The organism is Roseobacter sp. YIN89 (assembly GCF_057219365.1).
On the sequence record NZ_JBXVVD010000003.1, the window covers coordinates 537,783 to 553,264 of the forward strand.

A 15,482-nucleotide genomic window follows, 5' to 3' on the forward strand; every position below is an offset into this window, starting at 1 on the left:
TTACCACGTCAGAGTACGCATTTTTCATCAATCGGGGCGTCGTATGAGCGACCACACTGGCCTGCGTGCGACATTCGCGGTTCAGCGAAAGGGGTCTTCAGGCTGCAACAGCCGTTGATGAAATGGCACAAGGTCGTCAAAACCGCAAAAGCCGGATGATCGCGCAATCCGCATGACACGCGAAAAATCGGTGCCAAGATGCTCGTATACCAATCGTGTCATGCGCTGAGATGCAGAATTTTCGCGAACAGTACGCGCGACGTAGCCGACCCAATAATTGTTGTCGAAGGAATTCACCCGGTTGAGGTGATTGAACGACGCTGTGAGACCTCCGCGGCGCGAGACGGTCAATGTGATGCCATCGTCCACGCGGAGCACAAAGCCGCGATACTCGCGCGCAGCGGGAGCAGGCGGTATGCCTTGCATCGCCATTGCCAATTTTGGTTCATAACCACGTACGTATGTTCCGGACTTGTCACGGGTCACAAAAGCAAGACCACGCACATATTCATTTTCGCGCACAAAGCTGCGGCGAGAGAACTGATAAAAGCCGCTTGGAAAGTCATGTTCCGGTACAGTAACCGTTCCAGCGTCCATGAAATGACGTAGGTAATTTCCGGACACGGTTGTCTGTTCACGCATGACCTCATCTACCGGTTCCAGCAAGACCCGTGCGTCGACGTCGAAAAAGTTGCAGATACGGGCTAATACGTCAGGGCGGGGAAAGCTTTCGCCACTGAGATAGCGGTTAAACTGAGTGCGGTTTATACCCAATTCGCGAGACAAAGCGGAGATTGATGGGTGGCCTTGGGCCAGCAAGCGTAAATTGGCACCGAACATGTTTCGCAACTGCGCTGGCGATTTGGGTTGTGAATGCATGTCAGTTCTTTGTGTTTTCTCGTAATTGGGGCAAAATTGCACTGACTACACCCGGTGTTTAGCTGGCCCAGCGCGGAGTGACGCGAAATGGCGTCAGGTGCTGAACGGTAACGTGTCAAGGTTATGCGAAACAGACACAAATTCCAAGCGTACGGTGCCCCTTTTGTTGTGTGAAAGCGACCAGATTTCTTGGTACGGTTGAATCGTTGATAGAAAAACTGGAAAAGATCATGCTGGGTGTTGTGCTATGGAGCGATGTTTCTGACCGGAAAGCAGTTGTATGGTGCGAAGACCAAGGAGATCTGGCGTTTGTAAACGGCAAGGATCAGGGATTTGCTCACGGTGACTTCTTTGATGCCGGCGACCTTATCCAGTTTGACATGAAAATGCAGGACAAGACCCGCTTGGCCTTCAACCCGCGACTGGTTGCCGAGCAGGCCGGTCCGAGCCTGCCGACCGCACTCAAAAGCGCAAGTTTACGTCAGCGCGACACAGGCGAAGATCGGGGCGAAATCTTGCCCTTTGCCCGCCCTGTCAGAGAGACCTACGCCGTCAGACAGCTTAAAAAGCGACATAGCTGCTAGTTTTTGGCTGGTTACTCGCCCCGCGAGAGTGCGGCAACCCCTGTCCGCGCCACTTCTGTTAGGCCAAGCGGTCGCATCAGATCGGCAAATGCGTCGATTTTTTCAGGCGCGCCAGTAATTTCGAACACAAAGCTTTCCAGCGTGCTGTCCACGACATTGGCGCGAAAGATGTCTGCGAGACGCAGTGCTTCTACGCGCTTGTCACCAGTGCCCGAAACCTTGAACATCGCCAGTTCGCGCTCGACGCTGCGACCCTCTACTGTCAGATCATGCACGTCATGGACAGACACGATGCGACCAAGCTGGGCTTTTATCTGTTCGATAACCTGTGGGGTTCCAGAAGTTACGATGGTAATCCGGGACAAGTGACCTGTGTGATCTACCTCGGCTACGGTCAGGCTGTCGATGTTGTAGCCACGGCCTGAGAAGAGCCCGATGACGCGCGCCAGAACACCCGGTTCGTTTTCAACCAGCACCGCAAGCGTGTGGCGCTCGATAACATCGGAAAAGGTGGGCCGCAGATTATACGCGGAATGGCTTGTTGCGCCTTTTTTGATTTTTAGGGCTGACATGATGAACCTTTCTTGAGGTTGCGGCGTTCTGTTTCGGAGAGAAACCGGCGATCGGCGTCGGTTTTGTGTAAGGAGTATTCACTGTGCAACCCAAAGCCTTTTTCTTCGGTGCCATCGGCACGCTTGTCGACACGTCCGATATGCAACGACGTGCCTTTAATCAGGCCTTTGAGGAATTTGGCCTCGATTGGCATTGGGGAGCGGAGAAATACGCTGAATTGCTCGCTATAATCGGTGGGCGCAACAGGGTCGCTTCTTTCGCCGAGGCAAAGCGCGTTGAAGTGGACGCCCAAGCTGTCCACGCAGCAAAATCGCGGATTTATCAGGACATGCTGAGCCAAGAAGGGGTCACACTGCGACCCGGGGTGGCAGACCTGATTGCGCACGCGCTTGCTTCCGAGGCAAAGCTCGCTTGGGTCACGACGACCTCGCGCAAGAACATCGATGCGATTTTGCAGGCTGCCAACGGATCGCTCGCGGAAGACATGTTTTCGCTGATCACGGATCGAGAAATGGTTGAACAAGGTAAACCCGATCCGCAATGCCACGTGATCGCGCTTGAGCGTTTGTCGTTGATGCCCTCGGATGCAATCGCTGTCGAAGACACGCCGGATAGCCTCGCTGCCGCCACGCGCGCCGGTATACCGACGGTCGCCTTTCCCGGATCGACGGCACCTGATCCGGATTGGACCGGTGCCGTGCGTCAGGTAAACGACCTGCGTATGCTGCTGCAATGAAGCATTACGCGCATCTGTGTTGGCAGCATTGCGCATGATCAGACCAGAACAGACCCCTTGGCGTCGATGACGCCTTGGGTGCTGGCCTCGCCCAGCAGCATTTCGTTGTGCGCTTTGCCCGAAGGGATCATGGGGAAGCAGTTTTCGTGCTTTTCCACCAGACAGTCAAAGATCACCGGACCATCGTGGTTGATCATCTCCATGATCGCATCATCCAGATCCGCCGGATCAGAGCAGATGATCCCCTTGGCACCGAACGCTTCGGCCAGTTTCACAAAGTCGGGCAGCGCCTCTGACCAGCTTTGGGAATAGCGTTCCCCGTGCAAAAGCTCTTGCCACTGACGCACCATGCCCAGCCGTTCGTTGTTCAGGATGAATTGTTTAACCGGCAAGTTGTATTGCACGGCCGTACCCATCTCTTGCATGTTCATCAACCAGGAGGCTTCGCCCGCAACATTGATGACGAGCGCTTCTGGATGCGCCATCTGCACGCCAATAGACGCAGGAAAGCCATATCCCATGGTGCCGAGACCACCTGAAGTCATCCAGCGGTTAGGATCTTCAAAGCCAAGGTACTGCGCAGCCCACATCTGGTGCTGTCCCACCTCGGTACAGATATAGCGATCATGGTCCTTGGTGAGTGCTTCGAGACGCGCCAAAGCGTGTTGCGGTTTGATCGTTTTACCCTTTTGCGTGAATTTCAGGCAGTCAACTTGCCTCCATTCCTCGATCTGTTTCCACCATTTCGCCAAGGCATCGCTATTGGTCTTGCGGCCCCGCGATTTCCAGACCTTGAGAATATCCTCAAGCACATGCGCAACGTCACCAACAATCGGGATGTCGGTCTTGATCACCTTGTTGATCGACGACGGGTCGATGTCGATATGGGCTTTGATCGACTTTGGGCTGAATGCGTCGATGCGTCCGGTGATACGGTCATCGAAGCGCGCCCCGATGTTGATCATCAGATCGCAGTCATGCATGACCATATTGGCCTCATACAGACCGTGCATACCGAGCATGCCCAACCACTTGTCGCCCGAGGCAGGGTAACTGCCAAGGCCCATGAGCGTCGAAGTGATGGGAAAGCCTGTTGCTTCGACAAGTTCCCGCAGCAGCTGGCTGGCAGCAGGACCTGAATTGATAACACCGCCACCGGTGTAGAAAACCGGACGTTTTGCTTTTTCCATGGCTGCGACCAGCTCGGTGATCTCTTCCATGTCGCCTTTAAGCTGCGGCTGATAGTGCGATGTCGACGGTTTTGGCGGCGTGTAGGTGCCGGTGGCGAACTGCACGTCTTTTGGAATATCCACCAAAACCGGCCCCGGACGACCGCTGGTCGCAACATGAAAAGCCTCGTGAAGGACGCCAGACAGGGCATCTGTTTCCTTGACCAGCCAGTTGTGCTTGGTGCAGGGGCGGGTGATGCCGACGGTGTCCGCTTCCTGAAAAGCATCCGAGCCAATCATAAAGGTCGGAACCTGTCCGGTCAGGACGATGATCGGGATGCTGTCCATAAGCGCGTCTGTCAGACCAGTAACGGCATTGGTCGCGCCGGGCCCTGATGTCACAAGGCAAACGCCGGGTTTGCCGGTTGCCCGCGCATAGCCTTCTGCGGCGTGTACCGCGCCTTGTTCGTGACGCACCAGAATGTGACGGATGGCGTTTTGCTGAAACACCTCATCGTAAATCGGTAGCACAGCACCACCTGGGTACCCAAAGACGGTGTCGACACCCTGATCAATCAGGGCTTGGACAATCATTTTTGCACCAGTCATTTGCCGTGTCATATCGTTCTCTCCGTATAGGTCCCGACCGGACCTGTTTTCCAGTTGCGCAAAAAAAAGCCCCCGTTTCTCGGCGGGGGCGCATGGGGCAGACTATGGTCAACCGTTACCGGCCCATGCGCGATTTTCCTACAATGACGACTAGTTCAGTCACGAAATGCTTCCTCTTGCTGCGCGGGACATTATGAGGCAGGCGAGGGGGCGTCAACAGCCAATTCCAAAAATTTATGTCCCCAGATCGCAAAAATTTATCATTTTCTTGCGCAGGGGCGGCTTTTGGTGAAACTTGATGAAAATTTGTGTAGTGGATTGGTCGTTTTCAGGCGAAAGCACTGTTTCCAGTGTCAGAGATTCACGCAGGAGCGAACATCGTGCCATAATCGCGGACCTCAATAGACAGCATTCGCGCAGCGCGGCACACTGGACGCGCGCGACCGGAAAGGAATGACCATGTACAAAGCACAGGACGTCTTGACAGATATCGAAGACATCAGGGGGCTCGGACGGGCGGCTTACGCCTCGCAACAGGCCAAGATACTCGACCATATCGACGAGTTGTGCCGACTTTGGATCGAGCGGTCGCCGTTTTTGACCATGGCAACAAGCGATGCCGACGGCAGGTTGGATGTATCGCCCAAAGGGGACCCTGCGGGGTTTGTCAGAGTGCTTGATGCGCACACGCTGGCGATACCTGACCGGCCGGGAAATCATCGATACGACAGTCTTCACAATATTCTGCAAACTGGCAGCGTGGGTTTGTGCTTTATGGTGCCTAACCGGAACGAAGTTGTGCGCGTGAACGGGACTGCTCGGGTGGTGCGTGATCTTGAGCTGCGTGAAAGCATGGCGATCAACGGCAGGGTGCCCGATATCGCGATCCTTGTGCGGGTCCAAGAGGCCTTCTACCACTGCGGCAAATCGATCATTCGATCAAAACTGTGGGTGCCTGAGCAAGCCGCGCCTACAGACGGGCTGCCTACTTATGCCGAAGCGATCAAACAACACGCAGAGGATCAACGCCCCATCGAAGAGATCGAAGAGGTGATGCGCGACAACGATACCCGGCGCCTATACGAAGAATAATCGCGCTACAGGTTCACGCCAGTACCTTGCAACACACCATGTTCCATCGCGTAGCGGGTCAAACCGGCGGTCGATGAAATACCCAGCTTGCGTTTGATGTTTTTGCGGTGTGTCTCAACTGTGCGGACCGAAATATCGAGAGCGAGAGCGACTTCCTTGTTTGATCGACCCTGAGCAAGTTGCAGCAGAATTGTCTGTTCACGGCCTGTCAGTGCCTCGCGCGCGGGCTCCTCATTTGGGGCAAGCGAGCCGCTGGCACCTGTGCACAGGTATTTTTTACCGCGCATGACCGTGTCGATCGCCAGCTTGATCTCGTCGGTGGGAACATCTTTCAGAATGTAGCCCATCGCGCCGTGGTCCAATGCCGAGGAGATGTATTCGGGACTATCGTGCATCGACAAAACCAGAATGCGCGTGCCGGGGCGTTGCTCCAACAGGATTTCGGTTGCCGTTAACCCACCCATATTCGGCATGTTCAGATCCATGAGGATGACATCCGGATTCAACGTTTCAAAATCATCGATCGCCATGCGAGCGGAATTTCGGGTGCCGACGACCGAGATGTCGTCGTAGCTTTCAAGGATTGACTGGATCCCCTCGGCCACCATCGGGTGGTCATCGACGATCAGCACTTTGATCGGCGCGGGCGTATCAATTTCAGCATTCATGTGTGCTGGCTCCGTGTGTTTTGCGCGTCCGGTTCGGGCGGCAGCAGGTGCGAGAGTGGCACTGATACTTCGACCACAGTGCCAACGCCACCAGGGCCGCTTTGCACGCGGAAGTCGCCTTCAAGCTGTTCTACCCGCTCTTGCATGTTCCGCAACCCAAGGCCCATGGACGGGGACGACTGGTTCGAACCTATGCCAAGCCCGTCGTCCTGGATGCGCAGAGTTGCACCGCGGGCGTGACCGCGTAAATCCACACGGACATGCGTTGCCTGCGCGTGTCGTTCAATGTTTGTCAAAGCTTCTTGGGCAATGCGGTACAGAGCGATTTTCGAGTCCTGATCCAGCCGGTTGCGGAACACGACCGTGCTGAAGTCGACATGGATACCTGTGCGGTCTCCGAACTCTTCGGTAAGATTTTTGATGGCAGGGCCAAGGCCCAGATCATCGAGCATGCCCGGACGCAAATCGCGACTGATACGCCTTACCTCTGAAATTGCCTCGCCGAGGGTTTCGATGCCCTTCGCCAGTGGCGCAGCGGCAGTATCATCGCCGCGATCAAGTTTGCGCCGGGCAGTGTCTAAAGCATAGCGCACGCCAACAAGTATCTGGCTGATGCCATCGTGCAATTCCCGCGCGACCCGCCCGCGTTCTTCTTCTTGCGCGTCCAGCACCCGTTGGGTGAGACGTTTTAGTTTTGCATCGGCAAGCCGACGTTCACGTATGTTCAGGAACATACCGGTCATGAATACGGTTAAAAGCGCGGCCAGCGTAATGACACCGATATAGATGAAAGTCTGCTGTACGCGCGCCTCAACTTCGGCCCGCGCTGTTGCGACCGTCGCCAAAACATCGTCAATGAATACTCCGGTGCCCACTGCCCACCGCCAACTGGGAAAACTGGTGACGTAGGTGATCATTCTGGCTTCTTCATTGGTCGAAGGCTTTGGCCAGAGATGCGTCAGATAACCATCGCCCTGACGCGCGATGTCGATCAGCCGTGCAACGACCGGCGTACCCTCGCTGTCCGTCTCTTCAATCCAATTGCGGTTGATCCGTTCAGTTTGGCGGGGGCTTACAAGATTGATCCCGTCGTAGTCGTACACAAAGAAAAACCCGTCCTGACCATATATCATCGCGGACAAAATTTGGGCCACTTGCTGCTGAGCCTCCAGATCGTCTGGTGCTGCATTCCCGTAGATGAAGTAAAAACCGTTCCGGGCTTGGGTCACGTAATTGCGTAATTCATCTTTTTTGGCTTCCAGAAGTTGCAATTCCAGCGAACGGATTTCCCTCTCAGCCAATGTGCGAGACTGATACGCCACCAATACCGCAATTGCCGCCACAGCAACGATCAACGGGACCGTCGCGATAAGCGACAGTTTCTGCCCATATGTAGGTGCAAACCGGGTGACCAGGTTCTTCATAACAGGTTTGGTACGAGCAAATTCATTGGAATCAAAGGCCGCAAGACACGCCTTGTGACCAAAATCAGGGCATCTGGCGCCTTTTGGCGCGCAAAAAGGTTAAATTTTTTTACCAAAACCGGCATTATTACGCGATCCTACGTAGTAGTAGGTATTCCATTGCTGAACCACGACGATAGGGTGCCCCCACTTAGGCGACCTGACTCTCACGCTGAGAGTCGGGCGCTATAATCTGGGAGGAGTATCTCTTATGGATCGTCGTTCATTTCTGAAGACATCTGCACTTGGCGGCTCTGCCGCTGCTGCCACAACTCTGGCGGCCCCTGCGATTGCACAAGGCAACCGCACTCTGACGATGGTAACATCCTGGCCCCGCGGCTTCGCGGTGCTCGACGATGCGGCCACGTATTTCGAAGAAATGGTTGGCGCAATGTCCGACGGTCAGTTGACCATCGACAAAAAAGCACCTGGTGAACTGGTTGGCGCTTTCGAAGTGTTCGACGCGGTTTCTTCCGGTCAGGCCGATCTGTACCACTCTGCAGACTACTACTTTATCGGTCAGCACCCTGGCTATGCGTACTTCACAGCCGTTCCTTTCGGCGGCACGGCTCAGGAAGTGACCAACTGGTACCACCACGGTGGTGGCCACGAGCTGCACACAGAGCTTGGTGAAATCTTTAACCTCAAGTCGTTCCTTGCCGGTAACTCCGGTTCTCAGTCCGGTGGCTGGTTCCGCTCCGAGATCAACTCGGCAGCAGACTTCAACGGTCTGAAGTTCCGTATGCCAGGTCTGGGCGGCAAGGTTCTGGGTGAACTGGGTGCTTCTGTTCAGAACATTCCGGGCGGCGAACTGTATCAAGCGCTGTCTTCCGGTGCTCTGGACGGTCTTGAGTGGGTTGGCCCATTCGCGGACGAGCGTGCCGGCTTCCAGGAAGTTGCAAAAGTCTACTACACCGCTGGTTTCCACGAGCCAGGCTCGGCGCTTGCATGTGGTGTAAACCTCGACGTCTACAATGACCTGAGCCCATCGCATCAGGCGATCATCGCCAACGCTGCAATGGCGACAACGCACTACCAGTTGGCCGAAACACTGGCAAACAACGGTGCGGCGCTTGCGCGTCTGCAGGCTCAGGGTGTCAAAGCGCTGCAATTCCCAGATGACGTTTGGGATGCGTTCGGTGCGGCGTCCAAGACCGTCATGGATGAGAACATGAACGATGAGCTCTTTGCTAAAATCCGCGGTTCTTTCGAAGAGTCGTTGGCGCAAAGCTCTGACTGGTTGCTCAAGTCGGATGGTTTCTACGTGGCTCAGCGGAACCGCGTTCTGGCCAACGGCTAAACGACTTACGACGATTTCGAAGGGCTGGCTTTCCGCTGGCCCTTCGGTTCTAAACTTTACCGGTATGATCCGGTACGCACACTTGGGCTGTTAAGGGCAGATCCAAGGGAGGGGGCACAATGGAAAACGAAGCGGAAGCCGCAGGCGGACTGGGCGCTGTGCTGGACGGAATCGTCTGGTTCTTCAGCAACATTGCCATGTCGTTTTACAACTTCTTTTACGCCATTTTTCATCCGTCACTATGGCTGGACTGGTCAGACAAGCAGGCCATTATGCGGTTCGTCTACTATGGTGGATCGGTAGAGTTCTTCTTTGTTGTCTTTACGACCTTCCTTGTGATGTTCGGCATTGGCGTGTGGCGCGGCAACATCATGTGGGCCTATGTCCGCGTGCTGGAGGGGTTTGCGAACACGGTGGGCCGCTTTTTCGCGTGGGCCGGGCTATTGATGGTCCTGCAGCAGGTTGTCATCGTCTTCATGCAGCGCATTTTCACACGCCCTGACATCTCAATTGGCTTTGGTATCCCGCTGCAGTTCGATATCAGCTGGTTTGCCGAAGAGCTGAAACTCTACAATGCGCTCGTTGTGTGCCTGTGTATGGCCTACACATTTGTGCAGGGCGGCCACGTCCGCGTTGACCTCGTCTACTCCGCTGTCCGCTTCCGTACCAAGAAACTGATCGACATGTTCGGCGCGATTTTCTTCATGATGCCGACCGCCGTGTTGATCTGGATGTATGGCTGGTTCTTCCTGTGGCGTCACCTGATCGTTCCCAATCCATCGGCGTCAGACACGCTGGACCGCTTGCTTGCCAAATCACGCGCTCTGCGGTGGAACGTCGAAACCATCGGATTCAGCCCGAACGGATTTAACGGCTACTTCCTCTTCAAAATCCTGCTTTGTGCCTTCACCGCGATGGTGTTCCTGCAAGCGATGGCGATGTTCTTCCGCTCTTTCCAGGAATGGCGCGAAGGCGAGGAAAGCGAGAACAAATACCTCGACAAGGATACGCTGGGTGAGGGTGAAGAAGCCTACGAGGGCGCGCATTGACGCGCCACGCCACTACAGCTTGCAAAAGAACAACGCGCCACACGGCGTGACGCATAAGGGACAAAGCCCATGTTTTTCGGTCTAGACGGCGTAGAAGTCGGTCTCATCATCGTAGCGATCTGTCTGTTTGGCGGTATCCTTTCAGGCTTTCCGGTGGCCTTTGCCATCGCGGGGGCAGGGGTTATCTCCTTTGGCATTATCGCCGCGCTGGACAGCGCTGGATTACTCATCCACCAAGCGATTGACACCAGCAGTACAATCTACCGCGATCTGGTCAACTCAGGGGTTAAGGCAGACACAATATCAATCTTCCGATACCCGGATTTACCGCGCATAGAAGAACCGGTTTTCCCGAAAGGCTGGGAAGTCGCTCTGGACCGCAACGTCTCTTTCGTGGTGAACCGCATGAACGAGCGGGTGCTCGCGGGTCAATCCATCGAAACCTTGCTGGCGGTTTTGATGTTCGTTCTCATGGGTATCACGCTTGAGCGTTCGAAAATCGCAAACGACCTTCTGACCACAATGGCCCGCGTGTTTGGTCCGCTGCCCGGTGGTCTGGCCGTGTCTATCGTTGTCGTTGGTGCTTTCCTCGCCGCATCTACCGGTATCGTTGGCGCGACGGTTGTGACGATGGGCCTGTTGGCGCTGCCGACCATGTTGAGGAACAATTACTCGCCCGAACTTTCAACAGGCGTTATTGCCGCCTCCGGAACTTTGGGACAGATCATTCCGCCGTCTATTGTGATCGTTTTGCTTGGCACACTTGCGGGCGATCTTTACTCGGCCGCACAAGAGCGCCGCGCGACGGTAGCGGGGTGTACAGACGCGCTGACGTATCTTGGCGAGCCAGCGGTTCTTTCTGTGGGCACGCTCTTTCAAGCGGCGCTGCTGCCGGGCATTTTACTTGCGCTTCTGTACGCGCTCTATGCCTTTGGCTATGCCCTCTTGAACCCGGACAAAGCACCCGCGGTTGAGATGGGAAGCACGAATGCCGAACCGGTCACACGCAGCGAAGCGTTCACGTGGTTCCTGGGTGTACCTGTTGCCCTGATTGTTGGCGTTGTCCTGCTGGGCAACCTCAATGTCGTGGGCTCACAATCCACCGAGATTTCACGTTTCTCTGACATCGGCGAGGCCGCATCTTTGCGTACGAACGTCAGCGAGCAGTGTCAGGCCTCTATGATCGAGCTTCACGGTCAGGAGGCTTGGGACGCAGCCGTGGCACAACAACAAGCGATCAATGACTCAGGTGGTGTTGAGGAATCCCGAGCGCTGAGCGAAGAAGAGTTTCAGGCCGCCTTGGAACAAACCGTGCAGAATGCCGCACCAATTGGTACAGGCGTTGCAGTTATCCTTGTTCTGACCTCGTTGATCCTGAGCACGGCGCGCGGGGTTTCACCTTCGAGTTCGCCGCAACCACTGATCGTTGGCGCTGTTGGCACGGTCTTGGTCTTGCTGCTCGATATTGTCGCGGTCGGCCCGCTGACCTCACCGGGCACCATGGTCCTGATACTTGCGCTGCCATTTGCAGCTGTCATGTATGGGGTCGTTCACGCCACTAAGATCTGCGCACAAAACGAATTAATCCGCGTCGTCTTTCCTCCGCTAATTCTGATCGTTGCCGTTCTCGGTTCGATCCTCGGGGGGATCACCAACCCGACGCCTGCTGCGGCGCTTGGCGCTGCCGGGGCGATCATGCTCGCTGCATACCGCAAGCTGCGCGACGAGGATCGCAATCCCAAGCTGATCATCTGGTCTACGCTTGCGATCATTGTCTGTATCCTTGTGGGCATCAACTTTGACTTGCGGATCAACACCGATGATGTCGGTTTCGAAAGCTGGTTCGCGTTCTTCGTGGCTTATGCGGCATATCTCTACGCGCTGTTCGGCTTGGTGTTCTCGTGCTGGATCCTCTATTCATCCGGTGTTCTGAGCCCGGTCGTGCGTGAGACGGCAAAAGTAACGTCGATGGTCTTTACCATTTTGATCGGCTCACAACTGCTGAACCTCGTGGTGATCTCTTTCGGTGGCGAGCACTACATCCAGCAGTTCCTGAAGTCTTTCGACAACGAGTTCACGGTCTTCCTGATTGTGATGCTGGTGCTTTTCGTACTGGGGTTTGTGCTCGATTTTCTCGAGATCATCTACATCGTCATCCCGATTGTCGGGCCGGTCATTTACGGCGGCACATTCGATCCTAAATGGGTGACGATCATGATTGCGGTCAACCTGCAGACATCGTTCCTAACACCACCCTTCGGGTTCGCCTTGTTCTATCTGCGCGGTGTCGCGCCAAAAGAAGTAACGACCGGCCATATCTATCGTGGCATCATCCCGTTCGTGCTGATCCAGGTCGCTGGTCTAGCCCTTTTGTGGACGTTCCCGGGGATCGTAACCATCGTGCCGGACCTGATCCCGAACTGATAACAGTTCCGGAATACGTTTGATCCAAAGGAGAGGGGGCCAGTTGCCCCCCTCACATCATTTTAGATACGCCCATCGGCGAATGATGGCGCTCCGCCTACTGGTTTTACGGGATGCGCAGCGCGGGCAATCCAACACCGGTCGCTTCAAATCCGCCGTCTGCCGCCAGCACTTGCCCGGTTACGTATGAGGCTTTGCGCGAGAGCAGAAAAGCGATGCAATCGGCGATCTCTGTCTCGCTGCCGTACCGGTTCAGTGGTATCGCGTCATGGTAGGCATCAATGATATCTTGCGTATGAACGGCCATGGCCAGCTTTGTTCGCACTGGTCCGGGACAGATGCAATTTGCCCGTACACCGTATTCCCCAAGTTCCGCGGCTTGTTGTTTTGTCAGTTGGATGACGGCGGCCTTTGACGTGCCGTAGGCCACCCTCAGCGTCGACGCCCGCAGCCCGGATATTGACGCGATGTTGACGATAGCCCCTTGGGTTTTCTTAAGCGCTGGAAGCGCCGCCTGGCTCATCAGAAAAACACCGTCTAGATTAGTCGCCATCACCCGACGCCAGCGGTCAAAGTCGGTTTCTTCGATCGGGCCGAAGTCTGCTACGCCTGCGTTGTTCACCAAGCCATCAAGGCCGCCGAAGGTGGCCAATGTGTCTGCAATGGCCCGTGCGGAATCCTGAGGGTTTGATACGTCGTACATCAGCGCTTTGGCATCGGGAATTTGCTGCGCTGCCTGATGCAATGCGTCCTCGTCGCGGTCGAGCAGCCCCACATTCCAGCCGTCAGATGCCATGGCCTGCGCCGTAGCAAAACCGATACCCCGTGCAGCACCGGTGATGAGAACCGTCTTTTTCTTCATGATTGTCCTGTCAGATCACTACATCTGCGCAACTAACGGACCGGTCGTGTGTCCGGCAGATGGATGTTGGCCACCTGTTCCGCAATCGGATCGGTGGAGAGCGGATGTGTGTCGGCCGAGTAGTTTTCCGGGTTTTTCATGCGCTGCCACGCACCGCCTGCGTATACTTCAAGGCCATTGAACTTGGCCTTGTACCCCATCTTTTGGCTGCCCGGCACCCAGTATCCAAGATAGATGTAGGGCAGACCTGCCTCTCGTGCGATTTCCACGTGATCAAGGATCATGTATGTGCCGAGGGACCGGCGCGGCATGTCGGGCTCATAGAATGAGTAGACCATGCTCAACCCGTCTGACAAAACATCTGTCAGGCTTACCCCGATCAGTTGGCCAGAGGTGCGGTTGGTATATTCCACCACACGGCTTCGGATTGGTGTCTCTTCAATCATTGCGGCGAATTCGAACACATCCATGTCCGCCATGCCACCGTCTGCATGGCGGCTGTCGAGGTAAGTCCGGAACAGATCGTATTGCTCTTCTGACGCCCACGGAGACGTGGCGCGGCGCTGCAGGTCGCTGTTTCGTCTGACTGTGCGCTTTTGGCTGCGAGAGGCAGTAAAGGCATCTACGTTGATGCGCGCGGACAAGCACGCAGTGCATTCCGCACAGGAAGGGCGGTAAAGGACATTCTGAGACCGGCGAAACCCTTGCTGAGACAAGCTGTCGTTCAGTTTGTCAGCGCTTTCGCCCTGCAAGGCAGTAAAAAGTTTACGTTCCATCCGACCATCAAGATACGGGCACGGCTGAGGCGCCGTGACGTAAAACTGTGGTGCGATGGGTAGCGTGTGACGCATGAAGAACCTGCAACTCGTTTCGCAGAGGATAGCAATTCGAGAGCCGTAAACGCAAGGGAGCAAAGGTTAACATCAGAGGGCGCGACGATTAACCATGACTGTGCCCAAAACATGATCGGACAGGCCCTGACCTTTTTCGGTCGATCCCATCAAAACCACTGAAATCAATTGGAAAACCGGCACCATCCAGCTCAGAGTATAGCCTAGAGTGTGCGCGAATGCGCCCGAAGCGTTCAGAGGTTCGCCGTCCGGTCCGCGCAGTTCGATGGCAAAGAGGCGCATGCCCCACGTAGCTGATCCATTTGCCAGAGTAAGAACCCGATATGCAAAGCCAACCAGAAGGAAAAGCGCGGGAAAGAAGAAAAGGGCCGTGAATGCCGTGAACGGCAAAATGATAAGGCAAGCCACCAGAGTCACGGTTGCATCTACCACCCATGCAAGTAGGCGCTTGAGAGGGACGTCCTTATAGAACTCCGGCTGCGCGATGGGGTCTGGGAAAGCGGTCATGTGTCTTTCTTTCTCGTGGGGAAAGCCCCGGCGCAAAGCGCCGCGGCCATTGGTTTATTGCGTGTGCAAGCTTCAGGCTTCTGTCGTGCGCACTTCGTCTTTACGAACGCGTTCGTCCATGAACTGATCGAACTCTGCCTTGTCCTTTGCGTCGCGGAGACGCTCAAGGAATGCCTCGAACTGATCTTGCTCTTCTTCGAGCCGCCGCAAAGTGTCGGCTTTGTAGGCATCAAATGCACTGTTGCCGGTCGAGCGCATGACGGAAGGAGCGCCTTTAAAGGAATGCATACACCGGGATTTCGAAGGTGAGAACATGCGATTACTCCAGATCATATAGGCAAGAAGGGCAAGGCCAATAGGCCAGAAGAAAATCATACCGAGGATCATTGCAGCAATCCACGCGCCCTTGCCACGGGCATCAAGCCAGCTTTCAGCGCGGGCGAACCAGTTGGGCCGGTGCGCAATAGGAGCGGTTTGCGTAAGGGTCGACATATATTTTGCCTTTCGTGCGAGAGGTGAGCCCCTGTCAGGGATGTGAATGTGTTTCACATTGATAAGATTGGGGTTGCTTCGCCTCTGTGCAAGGGATGATGTGAATGTTTTTTACATTTATTTTGTAAGTTTATTTATATCAATGCCTTAAGACCTGTTTGAGATGTTGGAATTCAGTCTTTGGTATTGCCAGTTTGCGCTATTTCTCGGTTGGATGATTGACC

15 protein-coding genes are annotated in these 15,482 nt (G+C 55.2%); 6 read left to right on the top strand and 9 right to left on the bottom strand.

Annotation, left to right across the window (positions count from 1 at the left end; genetic code table 11):
• Nucleotides 1-81 precede the first annotated feature (81 nt).
• On the bottom strand, nucleotides 82-879 hold the full coding sequence (locus AC2D8V_RS14965; RefSeq protein ID WP_484734373.1) for a helix-turn-helix domain-containing protein: 798 nt from the start codon (nucleotides 877-879) through the stop codon (nucleotides 82-84).
• Nucleotides 880-1,049: 170 nt separating this feature from the next.
• Between AC2D8V_RS14965 and AC2D8V_RS14970 the strand changes: the two genes are divergently transcribed.
• Nucleotides 1,050-1,463, top strand: coding sequence for a hypothetical protein (locus AC2D8V_RS14970; RefSeq protein WP_484734374.1), 414 nt, complete (start codon nucleotides 1,050-1,052; stop codon nucleotides 1,461-1,463).
• Nucleotides 1,464-1,474: 11 nt separating this feature from the next.
• Here the strand turns inward: AC2D8V_RS14970 and ilvN are convergent, their stop codons facing one another.
• Complete coding sequence (gene ilvN / locus AC2D8V_RS14975) at nucleotides 1,475-2,035, bottom strand: acetolactate synthase small subunit (RefSeq protein WP_484734375.1); 561 nt, start codon at nucleotides 2,033-2,035, stop codon at nucleotides 1,475-1,477.
• 83 nt (nucleotides 2,036-2,118) lie between these two features.
• Here ilvN and AC2D8V_RS14980 point away from each other — a divergent pair, with 83 nt between their 5' ends.
• Complete coding sequence (locus AC2D8V_RS14980) at nucleotides 2,119-2,772, top strand: HAD-IA family hydrolase (RefSeq protein WP_484734376.1); 654 nt, start codon at nucleotides 2,119-2,121, stop codon at nucleotides 2,770-2,772.
• Between the two features lie 38 nt (nucleotides 2,773-2,810).
• On the opposite strand, the gene AC2D8V_RS14985 is transcribed toward AC2D8V_RS14980, so the two are convergent.
• Nucleotides 2,811-4,562, bottom strand: a complete 1,752-nt coding sequence (locus AC2D8V_RS14985) for an acetolactate synthase 3 large subunit (protein ID WP_484734377.1) — start codon at nucleotides 4,560-4,562, stop codon at nucleotides 2,811-2,813.
• Between the two features lie 447 nt (nucleotides 4,563-5,009).
• Here AC2D8V_RS14985 and AC2D8V_RS14990 point away from each other — a divergent pair, with 447 nt between their 5' ends.
• Entirely contained in the window at nucleotides 5,010-5,642 is a 633-nt protein-coding gene (locus tag AC2D8V_RS14990; protein WP_484734378.1) for an MSMEG_1061 family FMN-dependent PPOX-type flavoprotein, read from the top strand.
• Nucleotides 5,643-5,647: 5 nt separating this feature from the next.
• Here AC2D8V_RS14990 and AC2D8V_RS14995 read toward each other — a convergent pair whose 3' ends face one another.
• Nucleotides 5,648-6,310, bottom strand: a complete 663-nt coding sequence (locus tag AC2D8V_RS14995; protein WP_484734379.1) for a response regulator transcription factor — start codon at nucleotides 6,308-6,310, stop codon at nucleotides 5,648-5,650.
• Nucleotides 6,307-7,734, bottom strand: coding sequence for a cache domain-containing protein (locus AC2D8V_RS15000; RefSeq protein ID WP_484734380.1), 1,428 nt, complete (start codon nucleotides 7,732-7,734; stop codon nucleotides 6,307-6,309). Before AC2D8V_RS15000 ends, AC2D8V_RS14995 begins: the two co-directional genes overlap by 4 nt.
• 250 nt (nucleotides 7,735-7,984) lie before the next feature.
• Between AC2D8V_RS15000 and AC2D8V_RS15005 the strand changes: the two genes are divergently transcribed.
• From AC2D8V_RS15005 to AC2D8V_RS15015, 3 genes are all read left to right on the top strand, one after another.
• Entirely contained in the window at nucleotides 7,985-9,073 is a 1,089-nt protein-coding gene (locus AC2D8V_RS15005) for a TRAP transporter substrate-binding protein (RefSeq protein WP_484734381.1), read from the top strand.
• A gap of 119 nt (nucleotides 9,074-9,192) precedes the next feature.
• Nucleotides 9,193-10,122: a TRAP transporter small permease subunit gene (locus AC2D8V_RS15010; protein ID WP_484734382.1), complete on the top strand. Its 930-nt coding sequence runs from the start codon at nucleotides 9,193-9,195 to the stop codon at nucleotides 10,120-10,122.
• Nucleotides 10,123-10,191: 69 nt separating this feature from the next.
• Complete coding sequence (locus AC2D8V_RS15015; RefSeq protein ID WP_484734383.1) at nucleotides 10,192-12,546, top strand: TRAP transporter large permease subunit; 2,355 nt, start codon at nucleotides 10,192-10,194, stop codon at nucleotides 12,544-12,546.
• A 106-nt stretch (nucleotides 12,547-12,652) separates the two neighbouring features.
• Here AC2D8V_RS15015 and AC2D8V_RS15020 read toward each other — a convergent pair whose 3' ends face one another.
• The 4 genes from AC2D8V_RS15020 to AC2D8V_RS15035 form a co-directional block, all read right to left on the bottom strand.
• Nucleotides 12,653-13,408, bottom strand: coding sequence for an SDR family NAD(P)-dependent oxidoreductase (locus tag AC2D8V_RS15020; protein WP_484734384.1), 756 nt, complete (start codon nucleotides 13,406-13,408; stop codon nucleotides 12,653-12,655).
• A 32-nt stretch (nucleotides 13,409-13,440) separates the two neighbouring features.
• Nucleotides 13,441-14,259 (bottom strand): arginyltransferase, encoded by an 819-nt coding sequence (locus tag AC2D8V_RS15025; protein WP_484734385.1) that lies wholly within the window; start codon nucleotides 14,257-14,259, stop codon nucleotides 13,441-13,443.
• 72 nt (nucleotides 14,260-14,331) lie between these two features.
• Nucleotides 14,332-14,766: an RDD family protein gene (locus AC2D8V_RS15030; RefSeq protein WP_484734386.1), complete on the bottom strand. Its 435-nt coding sequence runs from the start codon at nucleotides 14,764-14,766 to the stop codon at nucleotides 14,332-14,334.
• A gap of 72 nt (nucleotides 14,767-14,838) precedes the next feature.
• Nucleotides 14,839-15,258 (bottom strand): DUF2852 domain-containing protein, encoded by a 420-nt coding sequence (locus AC2D8V_RS15035; protein ID WP_484734387.1) that lies wholly within the window; start codon nucleotides 15,256-15,258, stop codon nucleotides 14,839-14,841.
• Nucleotides 15,259-15,482 lie beyond the last annotated feature (224 nt).